The following is a 23225-nucleotide window of genomic DNA, read 5'->3' on the forward strand; positions in this document are numbered from 1 at the left end:
GCCACGGGACCTAAGGCATCACGTCCCGATGTAGTGCACCTTCAATCGTCGTGTCTTGGGTGCCTCGCGATGTTCGAAGAGATACAGGCTTTGTACGCGGCCCAGCGGAAGCTGCCCCTGTTCGACCGGGATGGACACCTGCGTTTGCGTCAACAGCGCCCGCAAATGCGATGGCGCGTTGTCGTCTTCGCTCGGGCGATGGTGATATTTGCCTGGTGATTTGGGGACCAGTTCTTCGAAGAACGTCTCGATATCCTTGACCACCTCGGGATCGGCATTGGCCTGAACCAACAGCGCGGCACCGGTGTGGACGCACCAAAGGGTCAGCAGGCCCGAGCCAAGTTCATGGTCAGACACCGCACCCTGAACCACCCCGCTGATGTCGGCGAGGGATTTGCCGGGCGTTTCAATGGACAGCTCAAAAAACTCTTGCTTCATCCATCAGATCCTTTCCTTGATCTTGCGCGAATGCGCCCAGCTTTCCGCACCCCATTCGGCATTCAACTTTGAGGCTTAAGTATTTGATTTATAACATTCTATGACTTTCATTCATGCAAACAGGCTTTTGAACCTGTCTACGCACAAACGAAACCCATCTTCGAAATTTTCGTTGCCGGGATGATAAACGCTTTCCAAGGAAATCACGCCATCATAGCCATCGGATCGGAGCGCGTCCGCGATGGGTTGGAATAGGGGCGCGAGCTGACCTTCCCCCATACGGCGCACTTCCAGCGTTGCCCGTGGCGTGTCGACCTTTACGTCCTTGATGTGAATGTGACCTAAATAGCCGCCGCGCAGTTCTTCGTAACCGTCCGGGTATGCCAGTTCATGGCACCAGCAGTTGTTTCCGGGGTCCCAAAGTACCTTCAACGCATCCTTTGCATCCAACTCGTCGATCAGTTTGCGGGCTGTATAGTTGGAATTGACCAGCGTGCCGTTTCCGGTTTCCACGACAAGCGTCACCCCCTCAGCTCTTGCCAGTTCAACCGCCGGCGCGATCAGAGGCGGCATCGAGTCCCACACCCCATGCGCCACGTTCCATTTCTCGGCGCCGTTTTTTCCCCAGAGTATCTGCTCTTTTCGTTGGGTCATGATCCGAACGAGCGGAGACCCAACAACATGCGCCATGTCGATTACGCGTTTCAAGGCGTCCATGTGCCGAGTGTGCAGGTCGTCGCCGGGCCTGTTGGCAGCTGTCATCCCCGCAAAGATATGGCGTGACAGACATGACACAGGCTTGCCCCGGTCGCGCAAAAGCGCGTCGATCTCGGCAATTTCCTGCGGGGAATGGTCCCCGACCTCCGTATCTCCAACGAACTGAAGCTCTGCATAGTCCAGACCGAATTCGTCCATTACGTCCACGGCATGCCGCAGTTCGCGGGAAATGCCGTCGCAAATCACACCAAGTTTCATGTTCGTCCCCCCTCAGCGATGCAATTCTGCGCCAACGATCTCTTCGATGACCTGAGTACACACCCAGTTGTCGCCGTTCGGGTATTTGGTTTTTCCTGCGTGAAAGATCTGCATTGCGGATGACGCTGTGTGCATTGGAACGCCCAACGAACCGGCCAGTGCCAGCGAGATAGTCAGGTCCTTGTGCATGGTTGCGATATGGCTACCGGTGGCCTCGAACTTGCGATCAATGATGTTTTCAAGGGCGGTATTCACGACGCCGCACCCCGCGCTGGATGAGGAGAACACATCAAGTAATGCCTGACCGCTGACACCGGCTTTGGCCGCCAGGGCCGCAGCCTCGAATGTGGCGGAAAAGATCGATCCGATCAGAGATTGCAGGCAGGCTTTCACGGTTTGCCCGTCGCCGGCGTTTTCTCCGACCCGATGAATGGTTGCCGACACTGCCTGCATGACTTCTGCATTTCTGTCCAGCACATCCGCAGCACCGGCAGCCATCATCGTCAATGTGCCGTTCTGCGCGCCGGGGAACCCACCCGAGACAGGGGTGTCTATTAGGTGGATGCCCGAGCCCTCCATATCCTGCCCGATGGCGCGGGCTTCGGCCGGGGTAATGGTCGCCGACAGGATGACCGTTCCGCCTTTCGCCATGTTCGGAACCAGCCCGTTTTCACCCAAGATGACATCGCGGGCCTGATCTCCGCTCATCACCATGACAAACACAGTGGCGGCGTGACGACCGACTTGCCCCACGCTGTCCTTGGGCCGGCCGCCCATGTCGGCAAATGCCGTCATGCGTGTCATGCTCAGGTCGAAACCGGATGTTTCAAAGCCATTCTTGATCAGGTTCTTGGCAAGGCCGCTGCCCATGTCGCCAAGACCGATTACGCCTGCGGTTTTCATTTGGACTCCTCCCGTTCTTCCGTCGTTGCCGTCTGGCAGACGTTTCGAAAAATGATGCCCCAAGGCATCGGTTTTCGCGGGAGTTTCACGCGTCTTGAACAGACGTCGGGCGAGTCCGGAAGACACCCCGCTGCCCGTTTACGTCCCGCAAGTAAACGAAGAATGCGGCGCACAGGCAAGCAAAGAAGTGTTACGGACGGAAAGAAACTGCCTGATCCGACGTGTCAGGAAAACGCCGCCATGATGCCGCGCAATTCTGCCAGCCCGCGCATTCGTCCGATCAGCGGATAGCCGGGAGTGCTGTGTCCGCCCAGATCGCTCAGCAGCTCTTGTCCGTGGTCGGGTCGCATCGGAATTTGCCAGTCGTCCCGCCCTTGAGATTTGCGGCGGCGTTGTTCTTTCATCAGCTCGCGAATGGTTCCGATCATGTCGGTGTCACCCTCCAGATGCGGAGCCTCATAGAAATCGGGTTTCTGGCTGTCTGACCCCGCGATGCGTCGGGTGTTTCGCAAGTGAACAAAGTGAATCCGGTCGCCATGTCGGCGAACGAACTCCGGCCCATCGAATTCAGGGGAAACACCCAGCGATCCGGTACACAAGGTTGCGCCGTTCGCGGGCATATCAACCGCATCCAGTACGGCGCCGTAGTCCTCGGTACTGGACATGACCCGCGGCAGACCGAGCAACGAGAAGGGCGGATCATCGGGATGACAGCACAAGCGCACCCCCAATTCTTGGGCTATCGGGGCGACCTCAGACAGGAAGTCGATGAGGTTTGCGCGCAGCCGGTCACGGTCTATCTCGGCATATGTCTGCAGCAAGCCGCGCACGTCCTCTACGCTCCACTGATCGTTGGCGCCGGGCAGCCCCGCGGTGACATTGTGCTGCAACTGGGCCTTGGATTCCTCCGACATGCGCGAAAAGCGATCATTGGCCGTTTGCTGGACGACGCTGGAATAGTCTTCCGACGCGCCCGGACGTTCGAGAATATGTATGTCGAAAACAGCAAAATCGGTCAGGTCGAACAGCATGGCCGTTCCGCCATGCGGCTGTGGGGCACGAAGGGCGGTGCGCGTCCAATCCAGGATCGGCATGAAGTTGTAGCAAACAACTTTGACGCCACGGACGGACAGGGCCCTGAGGCTGGACTTGTACGCCTGCAGATGCTCGGCCATGTCTGCCGACTGCGTCTTGATAGCCTCCGATACGGGCAGGCTTTCGACAACGTCCCAACTGTACCCGGCCGCGGCAAGAACGGCCTGCCGGTCGGCGATGCTCGGTTCATCCCAAGGCTGTCCGGGTGGGATGTGATGCAGCGCGGTGACGATTCCCTGAACCCCGACTTGATGGAGATCGGCCAGGGCGATCGGATCCTCGGGTCCGAACCAACGCCAGCATTGTTTCATGGCAGCCATCCTTCATACAGTGGGTGATCGGGCCTGATGGGAAGGGCAACGCGCTGCCCGGTGCGCGCTGCGTGATAAATCGCCGTCACAAGGCCGATGGACGCAGCGCCATCCTTCAGCGTAACGGCCGAATTTGCCTCGGACCGCAGTGCCTTGCCGACTTCGGTAAAGAACCCTTCGAAACCTGTTGGTTCGGCAGCGGCTGCTGCAAGGGCCTCGTCGATAGCGGCTTGATCCACCGGATCCCGCGCGGCGAATGACCAGGGCGTTTGGCCCGGGGCATAGGGTTCTGTGCCAGAGGTGGCGGTCACCTTTTCAAAGACGAACCGCAGGCGGGTTTCGTCCGTGGCGGCGCCCAGGGTGATATTGCTTGTGCACAAGGCTCCGGAAGTCATGCCGAAGCAGATCGCGGCGCAGTCTTCCGTCTCGATCGGGTTGACCCGCGTCGTTGTCATTGCAGACACCCAGGCGATATCGCCCGCGATATGAGTCAGCAGATCATGGTTGTGGATGGCATGGCCCAGAACCGCGCCGCCGCGTTCACCGGCCCATGTTCCTCGCCACGGCACCGCGTAATAGTCCGCCTCTCGGGACCAATGGGTTTCAAGCGCGGCAGTTTGGACCGCTCCGGTCAGGCCTGCGCGTTGTAAGTGGCGCAGTTGGGCCAGTGACGGGCCCCACCGGTATTGAAAGACCGGAAACACCTGCTTGCCCGCGCTGCGTGCGGCTATGGTGATCCGATCCACATCCTGCAGCGAGGTCGCAAGAGGCTTTTCGCAGACAACGTGTTTTCCTGCGGCCAGTGCCGAAAGGGTGGTCGGTACATGCAGATGGGGCGGTAGGCAGATGTCGATGACATCAATCGCCGGATCATCCAGCGCGTCCTGAATATTGGTCAGAGAGCGAAAATCCGAGTTCTGTCGAATCTGTTCTATCCGGTCCGTATTCTGGTCGACCATGGCGGCTACGCGGAAGTCGCGGTCAAGCCGTTCCAGTGCGCTCAGATGTTGCGCACCGATACCAGCGCCAAGGATCGCAACGTTGATCATCTGCGTTCCGCCATTTCCTGCGCACGTAGCGCCAGTTCCATGACCTTAAAGCAGTGGGTCTGCGTCATTGCAGTTTCGGTCCGGTTACGGATGTCATCGGCGAGGCGCGCAAAGTAGGGAAGGCCGTCGTCAGATGCGTCGATCTTTTGGCAGGTTTCACCATTCACGAGGATCAGATGGTCCGTCCCTGAGGCCCCACCCACATCAACATATTTTCGCAACTCGATATAGCCTTCGGTTCCTAGGATCGTCAGACGACCATCCCCCCAGTTCGGAAGGGCATCCGGCGTAAACCAGTCAACCCGGATATACCCGGTACCATTCTCGCTGCGCAGATTGAGCTCTCCGAAATCCTGCAACCCGGGATCCTTGGGGTTTGCGTAGTTCGCCACGCAAGCGTTTGTGATTTCCGCGGTTTCCGAACCTGTGTAATGCAAGAACTGATCGATCTGATGCGAGGCAATGTCGGTCAGAATTCCGCCATAGCGGTCACGCCTAAAAAACCACTCCGGCCGGGTTGCCCGGTTCAATCGGTGCGGGCCAAGTCCGACCGTTTGGATCACGCGCCCTATGGCACCGGCCTCGACCAACTCGGTCGCCATGGTGCTGACCGGCGTTTCAAATCGTTCGGAAAAATTTACCGACCAGATTCGACCGGTGTCCGCGACCGTTCGCTTGATCTGGTCGAGTTGCTCAAACGTCGTGCAGCCCGGCTTGTCGCTCATGACATCCATGCCGTTCTGCATAGCGCGAATCGTCAACGCGGCCCTATCTGCCGGAATTGCGGAAATCAGCGCTAGATCCGCCCCGCAGGTTAGGGCGTCTTCCAATCGGGCCAGCCGCGGAATATTGGGAAACCTTTTGACGTAGCCCGGTAGCGTTTCTGGATCGCCTTGTGTCCAGTAGCCGACACAGTCCACGCCGATTTTACGCATGTTTTCCGTCATGCCATAGATATGGCGGTGGTCCAGACCAAGGGCGACGCAGGTCAGGCTCATGAGGCGACTCGTGTTTTCTGGCCGGTTCGATTGGCGATCTGCATCGCGTCTATGACGGCGTGAGTCAAAAGGGCACTGCGTCCGCTGGCCAGCGGCCTCGTTCCACCGGCGACGGTCTTGGCGAAATCCTCGATAACCGTCTGGTGCCATTCATGGGTGAACGCCATGGGATCGGCCCCTCCGCCTGTGGCGGACGTTTCGCCAACCGTGGATTTCCGTCCATCGAAAGTGGTCAAGGTCAGGACACCTGAATCCAGATGCGCTTTGGCGCGCGTGCCCTGGATCGTGATAGATTCAGCGGCCCCAGGATATTCGGCAGTAGTTGCCATCAACGTTCCCACCGCGCCGTTATCCATTTCAAGGATTGCACCTGCCCAATCCTCGGCCTCGAGATCGTGTAACGGAGTTTTTCTCATCATGGCTTGAATGCCCGAGATCGGCCCCAGCAGCCACATCGCAAGGTCAAGCGTGTGGATTGCCTGCGAGATCATGACACCGCCTCCGTCGCGAGCGTAAGTGCCGCGACCCGGCTCGTCATAGTAGCTCTGATCACGCCACCAGGGGACACGGATCTCCACCGTGGCGATCGCGCCCAGCTCACCCTGTTCAATGGCTGATTTCAGCGCCTGCGAAGCGGCGCGGGCGCGGTGCTGAAAGACTATGCCCAGCGGAACACCAGACACCTCGCACTGCTCGACAATGGCCGTCGCGGCGTCCAGCGTTCTTTCGATGGGCTTTTCCATCAGGATCGGTTTCGAAGCGGTCGAAAGAACCCGCACCAACTCTGTGCGCTGATCAGGCGGGGTTGCGATGATCGCAAAGTCGACGTCTGGTTCGTTTGCGATTTCCTCGACCGAGCTGAATGTGCGGGTGTCGTTTCGCTGCGCGAACTCAGCTGCTTTTTCAGGATTGCGCCCGAGGACGCCGGCAAGATTGAGGCCTTGGTCCGATGCCCGAATGGCAGCCACATGCGTGCCCGAAACCATCCCCAAACCAATCAGCGCAATATTCATTCATTCCCCCGGATCACCCGGTCAGTCTGCGGGTTCGAACGGGAAAGATGCAACCATTAAAAACTGTGTTAACAATTGCGGGCAGCAGTATCGGAGGAAGAATTGACCGATAATTTGAATGGCATGGCGGAAGACCTGTACTTGGGCATCAAGAACCTGCCGATCGTGTCTCCGCATGGTCACTGCGATCCGGGGTGGTTTGCAGCCGATGAGCCGTTTCCCAACCCGGCCGAGCTGCTGGTGGTTCCCGACCATTACGTGTTTCGTATGCTCTATTCGCAGGGCGTTCCCTTGTCCGAACTTGGCGTTGGGGAAGAGGGGCGAAAGAAGGATCCTCGCGCCGTATTTCGCACCTTTGCCGAGCACTGGCATCTGTTTCTGGGAACGCCATCTCGGATATGGATGTACTACGTGCTGCAAGAAACGTTGGGCGTGTCTGAGGAGTTGTCTTCGCGCACGGCTGACCTGATTTATGATAAGATCTCAGAAAAGCTGGTGCGACCCGAATTTCGTCCGAGGGCTTTGTTCGACAGGTTTGGGATCGAGGTTCTGGCCACCACGGATTCTGCTCTCGACGGCCTCGCGGAGCATCGGGAGATTCATACAAGTGGTTGGGGCGGGCGCGTTGTTCCGACGTTCCGCCCAGACGGGGTTTTGGATGGGGCGGACCCGGAGTTCGTACACAACCTGAACAAGTTGGCTGAGCTGACAGGCTGCGATCTGGGCAGCTATGATGGCTACCTCAACGCGCTGCGAATGCGGCGGGCTTATTTCATCCAGCTGGGATGTACTGCCACCGACCACGGTATCGAACGTGTGCAGATCGAGTGGCTGGAAGACCCGGATGCGCTGTACCAACGGCTGAGACGGCGGGAAGGTACCGAACAAGATGCTCGCCGGTTCTATGGGCATATGCTGATCGAAATGGCGCAGATGTCTGTCGATGATGGTCTGACCATGCAGATACATGCTGGCAGCAAGCGCAACACGAACCACGCGGTAATGCGGGACTTCGGACGGGACAAGGGGGCCGACATTCCAATCGCGATGGATTGGGTCACGGGCCTTGAGGCGCTGTTGAACAGGGTTGGAAACTCGGCGGAACTGCGCATTATACTCTTCACATTGGACGAAAGCACCTATGCCCGTGAATTGGCCCCTATGGCGGGACATTGGCCGTGCCTTAGGATAGGGCCGCCTTGGTGGTTCCACGACAGCCCAGCCGGGATTGCGCGGTATTTCGATCAGGTCGTTGAAACGGCCGGATATTACAATTTGGCCGGATTCAATGACGATACGCGGGCTTTTCTGTCCATTCCTGCACGTCACGACCTGTGGCGACGGGGGGTGGCGATTCATCTGGCCCAGCAGGTTGCGCGCGGCTATTTCGGTCGGGACAGTGCCGAGCATCTGGCGCGGTTGTTAGCGGTCGATCTGGCGAAACAGGTTTACGGATTGCAAAGCTAGATGGGTACAATTCTTCACTTCGGCCTTGGAAACTTCGCCCGGGCGCATTTACTGGACTACACCGATCATGCGGGCGGATGGGGCGTTGTCGGCGTCAGCCTGCGTTCATCCTCGGTTCGGGATGGATTGGCGCGACAAGGTTTCGAGTACGATTTGTGCGTACAGGGGCAGGGCGTCCGGCGCATCAAAGCTCTGCGGGATGTTCTGGTCGCGCCCAAGGATTGCGCAGAGATTTTTGATGTGATGGCGGATGCCGAGATCATTTCGGCAACCGTTACCGAGAAAGGTTATCACTTGGACGCCGCGGGCAAGCTGAACCTTCAGGACCCAGCGATTGTCGCCGATCTGGCGCGTCAAGGGCCCGCGACGCTGATCGGGTTTCTAGCTTTTGGCCTTGCGGAACGGCGCAAGCCAGTGACAGTGCTAAGCTGCGACAACCGCATGGAAAACGGCAAAACGCTCGAAACGGCAGTTGCCGATTTTGCGGAAGCAGCCGGTCTGGACGTGAATTGGGACGCTGTTCGCTTTCCTAACGCGATGGTCGACCGGATCACCCCGGCTACCACGGACGCCGTTCGCGCAATCAGCGGCGATCCTATGGCTGTTCCAACCGAGGCGTTCTCGGAGTGGGTGATCGAGGACAATTTCGTTGGCCCACATCCGGATTGGCCGGGCGTGCAACTGGTCGATGACGTGGCCCCGCACGAGATGCGAAAGCTGCGCATGTTGAACGGTGCCCATTCCCTCTTGGCTTATGCCGGGTTGGAACAAGGCCTGAACTACGTTCACGAAGCGGTTCGAGACCGGGTTTTGCGCCCGCTGGTTGCCGAGTTGATGCTGGATGCGGGCGCAACGCTGCCCGCTTCACTGCAAGCACAAGCTCCGGACTATGCCGAGGCTCTGTTGCGCCGTTTTGAAAACCCCGAGCTGGCGCACCGTCTGGACCAAATCGCGATGGATGGCAGCCAGAAGCTGCCGTATCGCTTTGTTCCCACACTCCGTGAAACCGGCTCTCAGGCAGTGATCGCGGGGATGCGGGCCTGGATCTCCTATTGCGTGTCTGAGACAGCCGAAGGCAGGGCGCTGACCGATCCTTGCGCGTTGGAAATCGCCTCGGCTGTCAAGCAGCCAGATCCGGTAGTACCGCTCTTGGGTCTTGTTGGTGCTGAGGATCTCGCGCCACTTATCCGGGAATGATCGCGCCGCGGAACTGAACAACGGTGGAAGCCAGATTGTGTCCAGCCATCAGGGCCTCGGCCTGTGAATTTCCCGTCAGCAAGGCCGCGAGGTACCCACCGTTGAAACTGTCGCCCGCCGCTGTGGTATCCAGCACGTTATTGGCAGGCTCATAGGTTTGGTCAATGTTCTGGCCGATGGGCAGAGGACCATTCTCTCCGCGTTTCAACGCACCGACACCGTGATGATCGGCAAAGCGTGCCGCCACCTGATCAGTGCTTTCCCCGAAAAGCGCCATCTCATCGTCGATAGATGGTAGGGCAATATCTGCACGCTGCCAAAGCCGTTGGTTGATTTGCCGGGCGTGTTCGACGCTGTCCCAGAGACGCGGACGAAAATTGCTGTCATAGACCAACCGAACTGAAGAGCCTTCTAGCCAGTCCAGAAGCGCAAGCCTCACCGAATGCGGAAGAATGGCTACGGAAATCCCTGACAAGTACAGCACGTCGTAACCGTTAAGTGGGCTGAAGTCGTGATCGGCAAATAGCTGACGGGCGGCCGCCTCGCTGCGCCAATAGGTAAAGCTGCGTTCACCGTCCGCAGATGTCGTGATTGCGTATAATCCCGGAGAGGCGTTCGGAATGATGCGGATGCCGGATGTCCCGATTCCATGACTGGCGATAAAGCCGGCGATGCGCCCTGAGAACGGGTCGTCGCCCAGACATGTCATATACTCCACCTGCAGATCAGGAGCGGCGCGGTGCATGTAGATGGCCGTGTTCAGCGTATCCCCCGCGACGCCCACCTTTGCACCGGTTTCCAGCATGGACAATTCGATCATTGCTTCGCCGATGCAGGCAATTCGCGTCATTTCTTTTCTCTCTTCCAGATGATGAGACCGGCAGTCATGATTAGAGCAGCCCCTGCCAAAGTGAATGCGCCCGGTACCGTGTCAAAGAACAAATAGCCCCAAATCGCAACGTAGATCAGGAACGAATAGGTGAATGGCATCAACTGGTTCGCCGTTCCGAACCGATGCGCGTTCGTCAATAGTTGATGCCCGCACCAGCCAAAGACGCCAAGGCCGATCAGTACAATCAGGCTCCACGTGTTTTCTGGCTGGACCCAAAACCATATGGCGAACGGCAGCAGAACCACCGTCCCGGTAAGCCCAAGGTAGAATTGCATGGTGTCCACGGCAACAACCCCGGACAGCTTGCGCGTCATGATCGAGTACAAGGCCAAAGCGGTGGCATTGTAGACGATCAACAGCATGGTCGGATGAAAGGCTGAACCAAACGGCCGCACGACAACCAACACCCCCAGAAAGCCCAGGGTAATAGCCGCCCAACGCCATGGACCCACGCGTTCTTTCAAAACGAAGACGGACAGAAAACACACGATGACCGGGCTTGAGAACATGATTGCTGACACGACGGTCAGAGGCAAAAACCGCAGGGCATAAAAATTGAAAACGGTCGCCGAGATCAGCAGCAAGGCCCGGCTAATGACCTGCCATGGATGGTCGGTCTTGAACCTGCTGGCCTCAATCCCGCCCTTGGCGATCACGCCCACAGAGATCACAAAGTGCCCCGCATAGCGCATGAATGCCAACTGAAATGCCGGCACGCCCGCCAACGCCAACCACTTGGCCCCAAGATCCACCAGCGAAAAGAATAGCCACGCCGTCAACATCAGCACGATGCCAAGGCGCGGCAGGTCCGCAGTGGGGCTGGCGGTGACGGCCATCGATCAGGTGTTGAAACGCTTGACGTAGTAGTCAACCATCTGGCTGACCATGTCGTCCGCCTGACCGTGGTCGCGCGCGTCAATCAGCGCCGAAAGCGCGCCCTGCGACATCACGCTGGTAACGCCTGCCTCGCGTGCCATGCGGTCATAATACCCAAGATCTTTTGCCGCGTTCTTGATGGCAAAGGCCAGCTGATTTGGGTCATCCTCGACGCCGTAGGCTTTGACGAAATCCATCATTCCGGAATACAGCGGCCCTGCGGCCATAACGTCATACACCTGCTTGCGGTCAACACCGGTAATATCTGCCATGGCAAAAGCTTCGGCCATTGCGTTCGCGACGGTCATTCCGAAGAAGTTGTTGATCAGCTTGATCGTGTGTCCGGACCCAACGGGGCCAAGGTAAAAAACGTTTTCGCCCAAGTCTTTCAGTGTCGGCTCGGCCTTGTCAAAGGCAGCCTTGTCGCCGGAAGTCATAATGTTGAGCTTGCCCTCTAGCGCGTGCGAAGGCGTACGGCCAAGCGGCGCATCAAGATAGCTTCCGCCGGCTGCGGCAACCTCCTCGGCCAAGGCGCGTGTGCTGCCTGGAAGCGAGGTGCCAAAGTCGATGACGATCGCCCCGGGTTTCAATCCCGAAATCACTCCATCTGCACCGCGCATACGGCCCTCGACCTGTTCGGAGGTACCCATGCACAGCATCACGATGTCACTGGCCTGAGCCAGCTCGTGGGCGTTTTCCATCTCGCGGGCGCCTCGGTCAATCGCGGCGTCCAGGTATGTGCGGTCGCGGTTTCCCAATACCGTGACCGAGTATCCTTGGTCCAACAGTCGGTTCACCATGGCTCCGCCCATTAGTCCCAAGCCGATAAACCCGATTGATGGTTTGCTCATTGGTTTCCCTTTCCGTAAATGTCTCTGGTTTTCATTCTTGTGTCTGGCGCGGGCGGTTTTGAAGTTCGGATGCTCATATTGCCCGGCGTGTAATCATAGGTTTTTGGGTGGCCCGGTTCTTCGCCGGGGCCGGATTTCCTTCAGGTCGGTGCCCGCGCTCGAGCTGACCGCGCTTTTAGCCCCTGTTCTATCCGTGATGTGACCTCGAGCGTCCGGGCCGCATCCTCGACGTCGATCAACGGTGAGGCGCCGTCGATCACGTCAAGGAAGTGATCCAACTGGGCCTCCAGCGGCTCGCGTTTCTGTTTCGGTCGTAGAAGTTGGTCTTTTTGGGCCGCAGTGCCCCAATCCTTACCACGCCACAGGGTCATGGAAGGAAAACTTACAGCGCCCTTGGTTCCAGTGATCCACATCATGTCCTGTCGGGTTGTGCCGATGTTCGGGTTTTCGCCGGTTCCGGCCTCAAACCCCCAAGGGCTGGGTGCGGTGTCGGCAAAGCTGATAGTGCCCGTTGCGCCGTTTTCGAACGCGATCGCGATAGCCCCGCTTTCTATCCGATCTGATCCGCGGATCGACGCGCCAGGCAGGGCGACGACATCTGAGATTTCTCCGATCACAAAGCGCATGACATCGATATCATGCACCAGGTTGATCATGACTGGGCTGCCATCGAAAGTCCGCCAGTTCTGTTCAAAATAACTCTCGGGTTTGCGCATGGCCCACAGCAACGAGACGTTGATAACTTGTCCGATCGTACCTTGCGCGATCACCTCTTTCAGTTGCTGCAAGGTTGTGTGATAACGCCGATGGTGGCCTACAAGGCTGCGGACATTAGCCTGGCGAACGGCCGTCCTCAGGCGCAGGGCATCATCGACTGATGCGGCAACCGGCTTTTCGATTAGCATGTGCCAACCGCGGGATGCGGCCAGAATGCCGTGTTCTGCATGCAGGCGGGTCGGCGTCGCAATGATGACGCCATCCACCGGGTCCTGCACCTCGTCCACACTAGCAAAACGCGGCACGTCTATCTTGATCGAGCCATCTGGATCGGCCAACCCGACCAACATACAGCCGGGATGCTCAATCACGGCGCGGACGTGGCGGATACCGATCAATCCACCGCCGGCTACAAGGATCCTTTTCACATCACCGCTCCGATTTGCCAGGGAACGAATTCGTAGTCACCCAAGCCCTGCGCCTCGGACTTGGTCCGCGCGCCCGAGGCGACTTGGAGCAGCAGTTGGTATATTTCCCGTCCTTTTTCTTCGACGCTGGTACCTTTGGTCAGAATGTCGCCCGCATCCACGTCCATGTCTTCGGGCATGCGCGCTGCCAACTCAGAGTTAGTAGCGATTTTCAGCGTGGGTGCCGGTTTGGACCCAAATGCAGAGCCGCGTCCCGTGGTGAAGCACACAAGGTTGCACCCGGCCGCAATCTGCCCAGTCACCGAGGCTGGGTCATATCCGGGGCTGTCCATGAAGGTGAAGCCTTTGGCGGTGATGGGTTCGGCGTATTTGAATACACCGGTCAAAGGGGTGGTTCCGCCCTTCGCCGCTGCCCCCAGCGATTTCTCAAGGATGGTCGTCAGACCGCCTTGCTTGTTGCCGGGGCTTGGGTTGTTGTCCATCGAACCGTGATTGCGAGCGGTATAGTCCTGCCACCAATCGATCAGTCCGATCAGTTTGTCCCCAGTTGCACGACCAAGGGCGCGGCGGGTTAAAAGGTGTTCGGCTCCATAGATTTCGGGCGTTTCCGCAAGGACTCCTGTGCCTCCTTGGGCAATCAACAGGTCGCAGGCATGTCCGAGCGCAGGGTTCGCGGTCACACCTGACCAAGCGTCCGATCCACCGCATTGCAGCGCAACCATCAGTTCGGACGCCGGGGCTTCGCTGCGCCGCGCTTCATTGGCAAGGGGCAGCATCTGGTTGATCTTGCTGATGCCCATTTCCACGGTCCGGCGCAATCCGGCGACGTTCTGGATGTTCATCGTATGGAAGGTGGGGCTCTGCTTCAGCCCATACGCGTCCAACAGCCAGTCGATCTGGTTCATCTCGCAGCCCAGACCGACCATCAGAACAGCAGCGTGGTTGGGATGTTTCGCAAACCCCCACATGACCCGTTGAAGAGCTTCGAAACCGTCGCCAGAGTCGGCCATTCCGCAGCCCGTTCCGTGGACAAAGGCAACCACGCCGTCGACGTTCGGAAACTCTGCCAGCTTGTCCGGTGTGAAGTGGTTGGCAATCATGCGGGCCGCAGTCGCCGAACAGTTCACGGTGGTCAGAACCGCGATGTAATTGCGCGTACCGAACCGACCGTTGTCCCGGTGGTAGCCCATGAACGTATCGACCGAGGTGGCGGGTTTCATGGGCCGGTGGTCCGTCGCAAACTCGTAGTCCACGCTGGTATTACGGAACTCGATATTGTGGGTGTGCACATGGTCGCCAGGTTCGATCCGTTGGGTGGCGTAACCGATAATCTGGGCGTATTTTCTGACCGGATCACCGGGTGCAAGCATACGCGTGGCGACCTTGTGTCCCGAAGGGATGCGCGCATTGGTCGAGACATCTTCGACCATACTACCGGCCTCCAGCGGCCGAGTTGCAACCACCACGCTATCCGTTCGATCTAAACGTACAAAAGTCATAATCAGCTTTCTTGGCGGCAGCAGCTAGGCGCAGAACGGCGAGTCCGATGTCCACCGGTGAATATCTATATGCGGCTGTCCGGACAGCCTTGCTCTGGCCGCTTCCCAATTGGACTTGCAGACGCGCCAATCTCGCAGCTCGGTTTCGGGGTGCGATCTGGACCTCGCGATGAAGCTGGGGAAATGATCTCGACCGGTGGGTTGGCCTGTCGCACTGAAGCGGATGTCGAACGACCAGCGGAACCGGTCCGTTTCATTGACCAGCGAAGCATGTGGCGTCAGAGGGTGAAACAGGATGATCCCGCCTGCCTTGACAGGAAGGGGCACGGCTCGGCCTTCGTCAATGAACCCGTCGGCAATGCCTGTCTGTGTCCGCGCGCAATGCGGCAGGATGGATTGGTCTTGTGCCTTTGGCAGCACTTGCAAGCAGCCGTTTTCAACCGTTGCATCGTTGACGGCAATCCAAACCGTGACCATGTCGGTCTGGTCCGCATCCTCCAACGCAACCGCCCGGTCCTGATGCCAGTCCGTTGCGGTGATATGCGCGCGCACCTCGTCCTTGCACAGCTTAAGGGCAGGGGGCTTCAGCCGAACGTGCTGGATCGGATTGCTGACCAACTCTGGCCCGATCAACTGCTCGACAACGTCAAGCATGGGCTGGGCCGTCAGCAAGTCGAACACTGCGGGCCCAATATGTAACGGTGTGTCCGCCATGATCCGATCGCCGGGCAACGAGATGTCCAGCGGCTGGAAATAGTCGCAACCGGCCTGATAGGCGGACAGAAGTTTGTCCCAGAAGGTCATTCTCGACGGGTCGTTCTTGACCAGCCCTTTGTTGTACCAACCGTCATAGAGCCGGTTCAGGACATCCGAGTATTCGGCCTGTACCCGATCCAGGACATCGCCGGGAATTACATCTTCGACCACGAGGTATCCGTCCGTCCGGAACTTGCCAATCTGATCTTGTGTCAGCATGGGTGCAACCTCACAACAGCAGCGCGATGATGCCCGGCCAGATCAGAAGAACGGAAAGCGCCAGCAACTGGATCCCGATGAATGGCAGGAAGCCGCGGAAGATATCCGTCAGGCTGATATGCGGCGGGGCTACCGACTTCAGGTAGAACGCGGCCGGTCCGAAAGGTGGCGAGAGGAAGCTGACCTGCATGTTCATACAGAACACGACGCCGAACCAGATGGCGACATGACTCGGCTCTAGCTGGCCAAAGACCCCGATTTCCTCAATGGGAAGGCGCAGGACGATCGGTAGAAAGACCGGAATGATCAACAGAACGATGCCGACCCAATCCATGAATGCGCCCATGAACAGCAAGATCAGCATCATCACCAGAATGACCAGCATGGTCGGCAGCTCCTGGCCGACGATCAGGTCGGCCACGTATTGGGGCCCGCCAGCAATGGTGTAGGCACCCGCCAGCGCGGCGGCCCCGATCGTAACCCAGATAATGGTACCTGTGGATTTTAACGTCCGCATCAAGCTGTCCCAAACCAGCTCAAACGATCCCTCGCCCCGCAGGATAGCGATGATCAGGACGGCGAAGGCGCCCATGCCTGCTGCCTCGGTGATGCCTGTGATCCCGCCATAGATCGAGCCGAGAACGACGCCGATGACGACCAGCGGTGCAACGAGGCCTTTGCCCATTTCCCACCCTATTTTGGCGCGCTCTCTGCCAAAGACGAAGAAGATCAGCAGTAGGGCGACGATCGTGATGCCGGCAAACCAGGGCAGGTAGTCAGCTGTCCCCAGCCGCGCTGGTTCACCCTGGCTGGCAGCGTTTGATCCGGAAAGCTCGAAGAACGCAGCCCGGATAAACAGAACGGTGGAAAATCCGGCGACGACGATGCTCATGAAAGCCCCAAACAGTTTGCGTTTTTCAGCCGGTTCGGGGTCATTCGGGTCCGGCTCCGGCAGCGGAGCGTGATGAGGATTCAACTGCGTGCGGATGATGATGTACAGGATGATCATGGAGGCCAACATGAAGCCGGGAATGAAAGACGCGGTGAACAGCGACTTGATCGAGGTTTCGGTGATCAGCCCATAGATGATCAGAACGATCGAGGGAGGGATCATAGTGCCAAGCGACCCCGAGGCGCAGATGACGCCGATCGCGAGATTCTGATCGTAGCCGAGGCGCAGCATCTGGGGCAGGGCGATAAGGCCCAGCAGGACAACCTCACCGCCGATGATGCCGGACATGGCCGCCATGATCACCGCCATGATCGAGGTCACGATTGCGATGCCGCCGCGTGTTCTGGACAGCCAGACATTCAACGACGAATACATGTCCCGCGCGATCCCGGACCGCTCTAGCAGCGACGCCATGAAGATAAACAATGGAACTGATATGAGCACGTAGTCCGTTAAGAGCCCGTATATCTTCTGCGCCAGGATATAGAGCGGCCCAGTGCCTGGCCGACCGGTGAGAACCCCGTCGCCGAACGAAAACGGGTTCAAAAGCAGTGTCGGTTCAAACTTCAGGACCAGAACCAGAACAGCAAGAGAAGCCGAGGCCAGACCCAAGGGCATTCCGATCGCCAGAAGCACGATCAGGGCGACCATCAGGATGAGTGAGATTGTTCCAATATCCATCAGTCTTGTCCCACCGCTCGTTTGATCATTTCAATTTCGTCTTCGTCCGGTTCATCTGTGTGGATTTCCGGTTCTTTGTTCCAATCCGCGATCAAGTTCAAAATTGCTTGCATTGCGACGAGCGTAATCACGATCAGCACCATCGGCTGCAACGTCGCCGGGATCGGAGGATTGAAGGCGGAGCCATAAAGCTCCCATTTATAGAGCTTGTTGACGAACACCTGTTTGTAGCTGCCGTAGACCAGAAAGAAGGCAAACAGTACGATCAGGATTGTCGAAACCGTATCAAAAACACGCTGAAGCCAACGTGGAACTGCGTCGTACAGCAGGAATATTCGAATGTGACTGCGTTGTTGCATGGCGTAGTAGCCAGACATCAAAAACACAAAGCTGGCGAACCAGAGTGTCATTTCGTTGGCCCACTCGGTCGGCTTTTCCAGGATATAACGCATGAAGACTTCGTAGAGCATGACGACAGTCATGATTGCGATCATCATCATGGTAACTCGGCCTATGAACAGGGCGAAACGATCCATAATCGTCGAGCCTTGGAACTCCATTGTCGCTGGGCGCACGGTCTTGGTGCCAAACACTGCAAGAAACGGTAGAAGGACGAGCGCGGCCATGTCGATGATGTCGACATACCCCCCGAACACGCCAGGTAATTCGGGCGTGACGTCGCTGCGCAGATATATTTCCGTTACCTGGCTTTTGAGGGATTCAGAGGTGTAAGGCAGCCAATCCAATAGGAATGCCGGGAGATGCCAAACAAGCCAACTGGCAGTCGCGACGAAGGCCAACGGTATGAGCCATTCAATTGGTCCGCCTGAATTCTTGTGCATCGCGTAACCCTCGTCCCTATCCTTCGATCCTGTAGTGATCAATAAAGTCTCGATCCGGCTCGACCCCCAGTCCGGGGCCAGTCGGGATCATGACACGGCCGTTGTTGGCCTTGACCTGATTTTGAATTTCCAGCGGTACGGTCAGCAGATCGTCCCGAAACTTGTTGTCCGTCGTGTCGAACTCCAGCATCGGTTCCCAAGGATGCAAGCCGCCTGGAATTGGGGGCATGGCCGCCAGTAAATGCAGATTAGTCGCGACAGCGATGGCGCTACCCCAGACGTGATTTACGACCGGAGTGAAATGTGCGTGGCATAGTGCTAGTATCCTGAGATACTCTGAAACACCGCCCAAAGCGCATACTTCTGGTTGCGCTATATCGATGCCGCGATTTTCAAGAAGATTGCGCCAAGCCCAGCGATTGAAAACTGCCTCCCCGCCCGAGATGTTGACTTTCAGCGAAGTGCGCAATTCGCGGTACCCGTCAATGTCTTCTGGCGCGACAGGTTCTTCGAACCAATATACGTCCAGTTCTTCCAACGCCCGACCGACAAAAAATGCGTCCGAAGTCGTATAAGCATGGTTTGCATCGACCATATAAGGAAAGTCGTCACCAACTCCGCGTCGAACTGCTTCGCACAGCTTCACATCAGGCTTCGGGCCAAAGCCCGTTTTCATTTTGGTGGCGGTAAATCCCATTTCTTTGATCTTTGCGGCTTCCTCCTCAAAACGGCTGGCCAGACTAGAAATCGGTTCATCCCGAAGCATCATGCCGTAACCGTAGCAAGGAACGCTTGTGCGATGCGCGCCGCCGACAAGCTTATGGAGGGGGAGGCCAGAGATTTTGCCGGTGATATCCCAAAGTGCGATGTCCACCCCGGACAAAGCCTGTATTGGCATTCCGCTTTGGCCATGGTCTCGCAGAAGGTTGTACACCTTGTGCCAGATCACGTCTTTGTCCAAAGGGTCCATGCCAAGGACCAATGGTTGGATTACCTTTTCTACGATAGACTTGTTGGCAATGGCTACGTTTCCGGGACCAAAACACTCCCCCCAACCGGTTACCCCTTCATCTGTCTGAATCTCGACCAGATGGGTTGTACGCTTGTCATAATACTGTTGCGAGTAGCCCAGAACTTCCGGCATGTCGTACTGCAGTATGTGACTTATTATTCTGTTGATTTTCATGAAGTTCTGGATCCCGGCGCCAATCCGGAGGGGCCGCTAGTGCGGCCTCTCCGTGCGTCGTAATTCGGTCGAAGCCTGACTACTGCATTGCTCCCAGGTCACGCAGGAATTTGATGTGGCTTTCCAAAAGCGCCTGTGCCTCAGGGGTCGTCGCGAATTCAGTCCAACCGACCTGAACGGCCGCGCGATACGCTGCCAGGTCTTCAGGCGACCATTCGTACAACTGAACACCTTTTGCTTTCAGGTCTTTTGCAGTCTGAGCGTTCTGCACTTCATTGATTGTGGCATTGTGCAATGCCAAGCTATCCATTGCGACTTCCATGATCTTCTTGTGGTGCGCAGGCATAGCTTCCCAAACTTCTTTGCGACAGGCCAGGTGATCTGCCGGCATCGAGTGAAAACCGGGATAGTTTGTGTGACCTGCGATCTCGTACAGACCCAGTCCCACGTTGTTAGTCAGGTTCGCGGCATCCGCGCCATCAATGATACCGGTTTCCAAAGCCGTAAAGATTTCGTTGAAGTCCATAACGATCGGAGAAGCACCAAGTTCCGCGAACACTTTGGTCGCAAGGCCTGGAGGGGAGCGGAATTTCCAATCTTTGAAGTCGTCCACTTTTGCAATCGGCTTGGTCGAAGAAAGCGACTCCGGCCCGGGAATCCACCATCCGATGAACTCCATGTCGTAGCCGTTGTATAGATCATTCACAGCTTCTCTTCCGCCGCCATGAAGAAGCCAAGCCATTTGCTGATATGGGTTCTGATACCCGCCGAGCAGGTCGCCCGCAAACTGGAAGGCCGGATTTTTACCGGTCTGATAGCCGCCGCCCGTCATGTCGCAGTCCAAAATTCCCGTAGCAGCGGCATCGAAGGTTTCAACTGATTTGACCACCGAAGAGGAATAGAACATTTCAACTTCGATTTCGCCGTTCGACATCTCCTGAATGTCTTCAACGAATTTTGCAGCCATCTGACCAGAAAGAGTTTCGGGCGAAAAATGGGTTTGAATTCTAAGTTTCGTTGTTTCAGCCATCGCGAAACCGGCTGCCATTGTCGTGGCTACGGCCGCCACGGCCGCTGTCTTGACTATTTTCATGGTGTCCTCCCAGACGTTGAGCATTGCGCTTAGTGGGAGATCTTGTCGCCTCCGCTGCTGTCACGCCGATAGACGTTAAGCCGACGAATCGAATGCAACAAGAAAAATTTGAAATTTCTAAAAATTTCGAGATTATTGCATAAATTCGAAAAATTGCTTACGACGCTACTTGGACAAAAATTGAAGGCGCATACCTGGATGAAAGAAGAAATCGATATTTATCAAGACCTTAAAATGCGCCTAATCTCTAATGGATTTGAGCATGGAGCCAAGGTGAGAGCCGAAGAACTTCGTAATGAGTATGGCTGTTCTGCGAGTGCGGTTCGGGAAGTCCTTTTTCGTTTGGCCGCTGTTGGATTGGTGGACTTTCAGGAACAAAAAGGTTTCCGCGTGCCGATGCGTTCGCCGCAGAAGCTTATCGAATTGACACACGTCCGTGTTTTGTTGGAGGCCGAAGGCACTGCGATGTCGATCCGCAATGGCGGAGTGGATTGGGAAGCAAGATTGACGGCCGCTCATCACAAACTTAGCCATATCGAAAAACGCATACACTCCACAGACGACCCGAGCGGCCTTATCGAGATATGGTTTGCCTCGGAGAAGGAGTTTCACCAAACGCTTATTTCTGCCTGTGGCTCGGAAACCTTAAAACAAATGCATAGCCGAGTTTACGCGCAATTCAGACAGCAATTGATGGTGGCAGATCGGAACTTTGAGTTCATTTCTCAAAACATAAGACACCATGCCGATATACTTGAAGCAGCATTGTCAGGGGATGAGCAGTTAACACGAGAAAAGATTCACGATCATCTGAAACGCCACCTAACTGGAAAGACGATGGGCGACTAAAGCCGAAAATCGTCTTCCAAATACACCTGAATGATTTCGTCGAAGCTTGATTCCGCCTTGAACCCCAACTCCCGAGCGCGATCTGTTTGAAAGTCGCGCGGCCAATTCTTGACTATTCGTTCGATTGCCTCGTCGGGTTCTCGCCTGATGAGGCCAACTGCATCTTGACCGGCCACATCGCGCAGCGCTTCGATTTGTTCGGCGACGGTGCAACTTACGCCCGGCATGTTTAATGCGCGTCTGTCATTCAAAAGCTGCGTGTCCAGTGTTGCTGCATGGGTCAAAAAAGTCGCAGCGGCGCGGGGGCTGGCGTGCCAGTGGCGAACAGTTACGGCAACTGGTAAGACAGCCTCATCCCCATTCAGTGGCTCTCGGATTATACCTGAAAAGAAGGAAGAAGCGGCAGCGTTGGCCTTGCCCGGGCGTACACACAAAGTGGGCAAGCGCAAGGAAATACCGTCGATGTATCCTTTCCTGCTGAAATCCGTGATCATCAACTCAGACGCTGCTTTCTGCGCTCCGTAACTGGTCAAAGGTGCCGAGAGGAACTCATCGCCAATCTTTTCAGGGAACGGTGCTCCGAAAACTGCTATGGACGAGGCAAAAACCAGACGAGGCGTGTACTCGCCTCCTGATGCCGCGTGTTCATCTCTGAGTGCATTCAGCAGTGCCCAGGTCGCCATAAGGTTGACATCCCAGCCCAACGCAAAGTCTTTCTCAGCTTGGCCTGAAACGATAGCTGCAAGGTGGAATATGACGACCGGGCGCTGAGCTGCAACAGACTTGGCGATGCCTGGCGCAGTCAAGTTCCCCACAATTTGCTTACCTGGCGCACTGTCGAGCGGGAACGAGAGATCGAACAGTGAGATTTGGGCTTCTGGTCCAAAAGTTTCTTGGGTCGAAATTCTATGAGCCAGTTTCTGGCCCAGCATTCCTCCACCGCCTAACACAAGGATCCTCGTCACAGCATCCCGTTCCGTTTTTTAAGTTCCAAATACAAGGCCGAATGATCCAGCTCAGCCCCATCCATTTCGTCTATCAAATATTCGAAACGGTCGCGCACAGATTGGGTGCTGGGTAGCTCAACGCGAAGGCTGCGCGCTTCCTCTAGTGTGTTGTCCAAATCCTTTATTTGAAACTTAGACAAACCTCCGGGTACAAAATTTCCGTCAGACATGCGTTCGCCATGTTGTTGCAAAATAATGCTATCCGCAAAGCCCCCCTTCAGCGCGGCCCTCAACGCGGTTGGGTCTGCACCGCCTTGCTGAGCCAGTAGTGTCGCTTCGGCGACAGCAGATATTGTCACAGCGACAATTGTTTGATTGGCCAATTTGCACAATTGACCGGAACCACTTGGGCCAACATGCACAGGCCGGCCTATTGCTGTCAGAACCGGTCGCATGCGCTCCATAACGTCCTTATCACCACCGACCATGATCGCAAGGGTGCCAGCTTCGGCACCTTTGGTGCCACCGGAAACCGGGGCGTCCAGATGCTGCACCCCCATCGAGGATAATTGCGCGGATTGCTCTCTGGCGTGTTCGGGTTTAGCGCTGGACATATCAATCCAGATCATCCCCGGTTTGAGTTGTTCGCGGAAAGCCTCGTCAGAAAGTAGCGCGCCGGTCGCGTACCCATCCGACAGCATGGTTACTATTACGTCTGCACCCGAAACCGCCAGCGGGGCAGTTTCCGCCAATGTCGCGCCTTCTGCCGTCAACGGTTTTGCCTTTTTCAAGCTGCGGTTCCATACGGTTAGCGGAAATTCGGCGCGCAAAATATTCCTCGCCATAGGAGCGCCCATCAGGCCGGTTCCCAATAGAGCTACTTTTAACTGCTTGCTCATAATCCTCTGTCCTTCCGAAGGTGCGCCACGCATGGTTATGGCCAAACCAAAATCTCTGTCATACGCTAACGGCTCTGGGCCCACATGCCAGA

General features: G+C 56.8%; 21 protein-coding genes and 1 pseudogene. 3 read left to right on the forward strand and 19 right to left on the reverse strand.

The window, feature by feature from the left end:
* Positions 1 to 18: 18 nt before the first annotated feature.
* The 7 genes from AC2FGB_RS10510 to AC2FGB_RS10540 form a co-directional block, all read right to left on the reverse strand.
* Positions 19 to 438 carry a secondary thiamine-phosphate synthase enzyme YjbQ gene (locus tag AC2FGB_RS10510; RefSeq protein ID WP_496689776.1) on the reverse strand — a complete coding sequence of 140 codons (420 nt, stop codon included), beginning with the start codon at positions 436 to 438 and terminating at the stop codon, positions 19 to 21.
* 111 nt (positions 439 to 549) lie between these two features.
* Entirely contained in the window at positions 550 to 1413 is an 864-nt protein-coding gene (locus AC2FGB_RS10515) for a sugar phosphate isomerase/epimerase family protein (RefSeq protein ID WP_496689777.1), read from the reverse strand.
* A gap of 12 nt (positions 1414 to 1425) precedes the next feature.
* The gene (locus AC2FGB_RS10520) at positions 1426 to 2316 is read right to left on the reverse strand and encodes an NAD(P)-dependent oxidoreductase (RefSeq protein ID WP_496689778.1); all 891 of its coding nucleotides are present in this window, start codon (positions 2314 to 2316) and stop codon (positions 1426 to 1428) included.
* Positions 2317 to 2540: 224 nt separating this feature from the next.
* Positions 2541 to 3722, reverse strand: coding sequence for a mannonate dehydratase (gene uxuA, locus AC2FGB_RS10525; protein WP_496693912.1), 1182 nt, complete (start codon positions 3720 to 3722; stop codon positions 2541 to 2543).
* A complete protein-coding gene (locus AC2FGB_RS10530) occupies positions 3719 to 4771 on the reverse strand; it encodes a Gfo/Idh/MocA family protein (RefSeq protein ID WP_496693911.1) in 1053 nt (350 codons plus the stop codon). The genes uxuA and AC2FGB_RS10530 overlap by 4 nt, the downstream gene beginning before the upstream one ends.
* A complete protein-coding gene (locus tag AC2FGB_RS10535; RefSeq protein ID WP_496693910.1) occupies positions 4768 to 5769 on the reverse strand; it encodes a Gfo/Idh/MocA family protein in 1002 nt (333 codons plus the stop codon). The genes AC2FGB_RS10530 and AC2FGB_RS10535 overlap by 4 nt, the downstream gene beginning before the upstream one ends.
* Positions 5766 to 6782 carry a Gfo/Idh/MocA family protein gene (locus AC2FGB_RS10540; protein ID WP_496689781.1) on the reverse strand — a complete coding sequence of 339 codons (1017 nt, stop codon included), beginning with the start codon at positions 6780 to 6782 and terminating at the stop codon, positions 5766 to 5768. The genes AC2FGB_RS10535 and AC2FGB_RS10540 overlap by 4 nt, the downstream gene beginning before the upstream one ends.
* A gap of 123 nt (positions 6783 to 6905) precedes the next feature.
* Here AC2FGB_RS10540 and uxaC point away from each other — a divergent pair, with 123 nt between their 5' ends.
* Both uxaC and AC2FGB_RS10550 read left to right on the forward strand, forming a co-directional pair.
* Positions 6906 to 8249, forward strand: a complete 1344-nt coding sequence (gene uxaC, locus AC2FGB_RS10545; protein ID WP_496693961.1) for a glucuronate isomerase — start codon at positions 6906 to 6908, stop codon at positions 8247 to 8249.
* Positions 8250 to 9446: a mannitol dehydrogenase family protein gene (locus tag AC2FGB_RS10550; protein WP_496693909.1), complete on the forward strand. Its 1197-nt coding sequence runs from the start codon at positions 8250 to 8252 to the stop codon at positions 9444 to 9446.
* Here AC2FGB_RS10550 and AC2FGB_RS10555 read toward each other — a convergent pair.
* The 10 genes and pseudogenes from AC2FGB_RS10555 to AC2FGB_RS10600 form a co-directional block, all read right to left on the reverse strand.
* A complete protein-coding gene (locus AC2FGB_RS10555) occupies positions 9433 to 10296 on the reverse strand; it encodes a sugar kinase (RefSeq protein ID WP_281994843.1) in 864 nt (287 codons plus the stop codon). The genes AC2FGB_RS10550 and AC2FGB_RS10555 overlap by 14 nt on opposite strands.
* Positions 10293 to 11174, reverse strand: a complete 882-nt coding sequence (locus AC2FGB_RS10560; protein ID WP_281994842.1) for a DMT family transporter — start codon at positions 11172 to 11174, stop codon at positions 10293 to 10295. The genes AC2FGB_RS10555 and AC2FGB_RS10560 overlap by 4 nt, the downstream gene beginning before the upstream one ends.
* Positions 11175 to 11177: 3 nt before the next feature.
* Positions 11178 to 12107 (reverse strand): annotated as a pseudogene (locus tag AC2FGB_RS10565) (NAD(P)-dependent oxidoreductase); the annotation flags it as partial.
* Between the two features lie 98 nt (positions 12108 to 12205).
* Complete coding sequence (locus AC2FGB_RS10570) at positions 12206 to 13210, reverse strand: Gfo/Idh/MocA family protein (RefSeq protein ID WP_142634776.1); 1005 nt, start codon at positions 13208 to 13210, stop codon at positions 12206 to 12208.
* A complete protein-coding gene (locus AC2FGB_RS10575) occupies positions 13207 to 14709 on the reverse strand; it encodes a UxaA family hydrolase (RefSeq protein WP_496689783.1) in 1503 nt (500 codons plus the stop codon). Before AC2FGB_RS10575 ends, AC2FGB_RS10570 begins: the two co-directional genes overlap by 4 nt.
* A 24-nt stretch (positions 14710 to 14733) precedes the next feature.
* A complete protein-coding gene (locus AC2FGB_RS10580) occupies positions 14734 to 15684 on the reverse strand; it encodes a phytanoyl-CoA dioxygenase family protein (RefSeq protein ID WP_282021400.1) in 951 nt (316 codons plus the stop codon).
* 10 nt (positions 15685 to 15694) lie between these two features.
* The gene (locus AC2FGB_RS10585; RefSeq protein ID WP_142634770.1) at positions 15695 to 17317 is read right to left on the reverse strand and encodes a TRAP transporter large permease; all 1623 of its coding nucleotides are present in this window, start codon (positions 17315 to 17317) and stop codon (positions 15695 to 15697) included.
* Entirely contained in the window at positions 17317 to 18159 is an 843-nt protein-coding gene (locus tag AC2FGB_RS10590; RefSeq protein WP_496693908.1) for a TRAP transporter small permease subunit, read from the reverse strand. The genes AC2FGB_RS10585 and AC2FGB_RS10590 overlap by 1 nt, the downstream gene beginning before the upstream one ends.
* A gap of 16 nt (positions 18160 to 18175) precedes the next feature.
* The gene (locus AC2FGB_RS10595) at positions 18176 to 19345 is read right to left on the reverse strand and encodes a mandelate racemase/muconate lactonizing enzyme family protein (RefSeq protein ID WP_142634768.1); all 1170 of its coding nucleotides are present in this window, start codon (positions 19343 to 19345) and stop codon (positions 18176 to 18178) included.
* Positions 19346 to 19424: 79 nt separating this feature from the next.
* Positions 19425 to 20438: a TRAP transporter substrate-binding protein gene (locus AC2FGB_RS10600; RefSeq protein WP_496693960.1), complete on the reverse strand. Its 1014-nt coding sequence runs from the start codon at positions 20436 to 20438 to the stop codon at positions 19425 to 19427.
* Positions 20439 to 20636: 198 nt separating this feature from the next.
* On the opposite strand from AC2FGB_RS10600, the gene AC2FGB_RS10605 reads away from it, so the two are divergent.
* Entirely contained in the window at positions 20637 to 21287 is a 651-nt protein-coding gene (locus AC2FGB_RS10605; RefSeq protein WP_142634766.1) for a GntR family transcriptional regulator, read from the forward strand.
* Here AC2FGB_RS10605 and denD read toward each other — a convergent pair.
* Together denD and AC2FGB_RS10615 are read right to left on the reverse strand one after the other, a co-directional pair.
* Entirely contained in the window at positions 21284 to 22219 is a 936-nt protein-coding gene (denD, locus tag AC2FGB_RS10610; RefSeq protein WP_496689784.1) for a D-erythronate dehydrogenase, read from the reverse strand. The genes AC2FGB_RS10605 and denD overlap by 4 nt on opposite strands.
* 29 nt (positions 22220 to 22248) lie before the next feature.
* Positions 22249 to 23133 carry an NAD(P)-dependent oxidoreductase gene (locus AC2FGB_RS10615; protein ID WP_496689785.1) on the reverse strand — a complete coding sequence of 295 codons (885 nt, stop codon included), beginning with the start codon at positions 23131 to 23133 and terminating at the stop codon, positions 22249 to 22251.
* Positions 23134 to 23225: the final 92 nt, after the last annotated feature.

The sequence above is a fragment of the Ruegeria sp. CDSC021 genome (assembly GCF_059610845.1).

What these genes read in the sequence shown, in the direction of transcription:
- AC2FGB_RS10510 (WP_496689776.1), bottom strand. Translation starts at nt 438, where the DNA reads ATGAAGCAAGAGTTTTTTGAGCTGTCCATTGAAACGCCCGGCAAATCC.
- AC2FGB_RS10515 (WP_496689777.1), bottom strand. Translation starts at nt 1,413, where the DNA reads ATGAAACTTGGTGTGATTTGCGACGGCATTTCCCGCGAACTGCGGCAT.
- AC2FGB_RS10520 (WP_496689778.1), bottom strand. Translation starts at nt 2,316, where the DNA reads ATGAAAACCGCAGGCGTAATCGGTCTTGGCGACATGGGCAGCGGCCTT.
- uxuA (WP_496693912.1), bottom strand. Translation starts at nt 3,722, where the DNA reads ATGAAACAATGCTGGCGTTGGTTCGGACCCGAGGATCCGATCGCCCTG.
- AC2FGB_RS10530 (WP_496693911.1), bottom strand. Translation starts at nt 4,771, where the DNA reads ATGATCAACGTTGCGATCCTTGGCGCTGGTATCGGTGCGCAACATCTG.
- AC2FGB_RS10535 (WP_496693910.1), bottom strand. Translation starts at nt 5,769, where the DNA reads ATGAGCCTGACCTGCGTCGCCCTTGGTCTGGACCACCGCCATATCTAT.
- AC2FGB_RS10540 (WP_496689781.1), bottom strand. Translation starts at nt 6,782, where the DNA reads ATGAATATTGCGCTGATTGGTTTGGGGATGGTTTCGGGCACGCATGTG.
- uxaC (WP_496693961.1), top strand. Translation starts at nt 6,906, where the DNA reads ATGGCGGAAGACCTGTACTTGGGCATCAAGAACCTGCCGATCGTGTCT.
- AC2FGB_RS10550 (WP_496693909.1), top strand. Translation starts at nt 8,250, where the DNA reads ATGGGTACAATTCTTCACTTCGGCCTTGGAAACTTCGCCCGGGCGCAT.
- AC2FGB_RS10555 (WP_281994843.1), bottom strand. Translation starts at nt 10,296, where the DNA reads ATGACGCGAATTGCCTGCATCGGCGAAGCAATGATCGAATTGTCCATG.
- AC2FGB_RS10560 (WP_281994842.1), bottom strand. Translation starts at nt 11,174, where the DNA reads ATGGCCGTCACCGCCAGCCCCACTGCGGACCTGCCGCGCCTTGGCATC.
- AC2FGB_RS10575 (WP_496689783.1), bottom strand. Translation starts at nt 14,709, where the DNA reads ATGACTTTTGTACGTTTAGATCGAACGGATAGCGTGGTGGTTGCAACT.
- AC2FGB_RS10580 (WP_282021400.1), bottom strand. Translation starts at nt 15,684, where the DNA reads ATGCTGACACAAGATCAGATTGGCAAGTTCCGGACGGACGGATACCTC.
- AC2FGB_RS10585 (WP_142634770.1), bottom strand. Translation starts at nt 17,317, where the DNA reads ATGGATATTGGAACAATCTCACTCATCCTGATGGTCGCCCTGATCGTG.
- AC2FGB_RS10590 (WP_496693908.1), bottom strand. Translation starts at nt 18,159, where the DNA reads ATGCACAAGAATTCAGGCGGACCAATTGAATGGCTCATACCGTTGGCC.
- AC2FGB_RS10595 (WP_142634768.1), bottom strand. Translation starts at nt 19,345, where the DNA reads ATGAAAATCAACAGAATAATAAGTCACATACTGCAGTACGACATGCCG.
- AC2FGB_RS10600 (WP_496693960.1), bottom strand. Translation starts at nt 20,438, where the DNA reads ATGAAAATAGTCAAGACAGCGGCCGTGGCGGCCGTAGCCACGACAATG.
- AC2FGB_RS10605 (WP_142634766.1), top strand. Translation starts at nt 20,637, where the DNA reads ATGAAAGAAGAAATCGATATTTATCAAGACCTTAAAATGCGCCTAATC.
- denD (WP_496689784.1), bottom strand. Translation starts at nt 22,219, where the DNA reads ATGCTGGGCCAGAAACTGGCTCATAGAATTTCGACCCAAGAAACTTTT.
- AC2FGB_RS10615 (WP_496689785.1), bottom strand. Translation starts at nt 23,133, where the DNA reads ATGAGCAAGCAGTTAAAAGTAGCTCTATTGGGAACCGGCCTGATGGGC.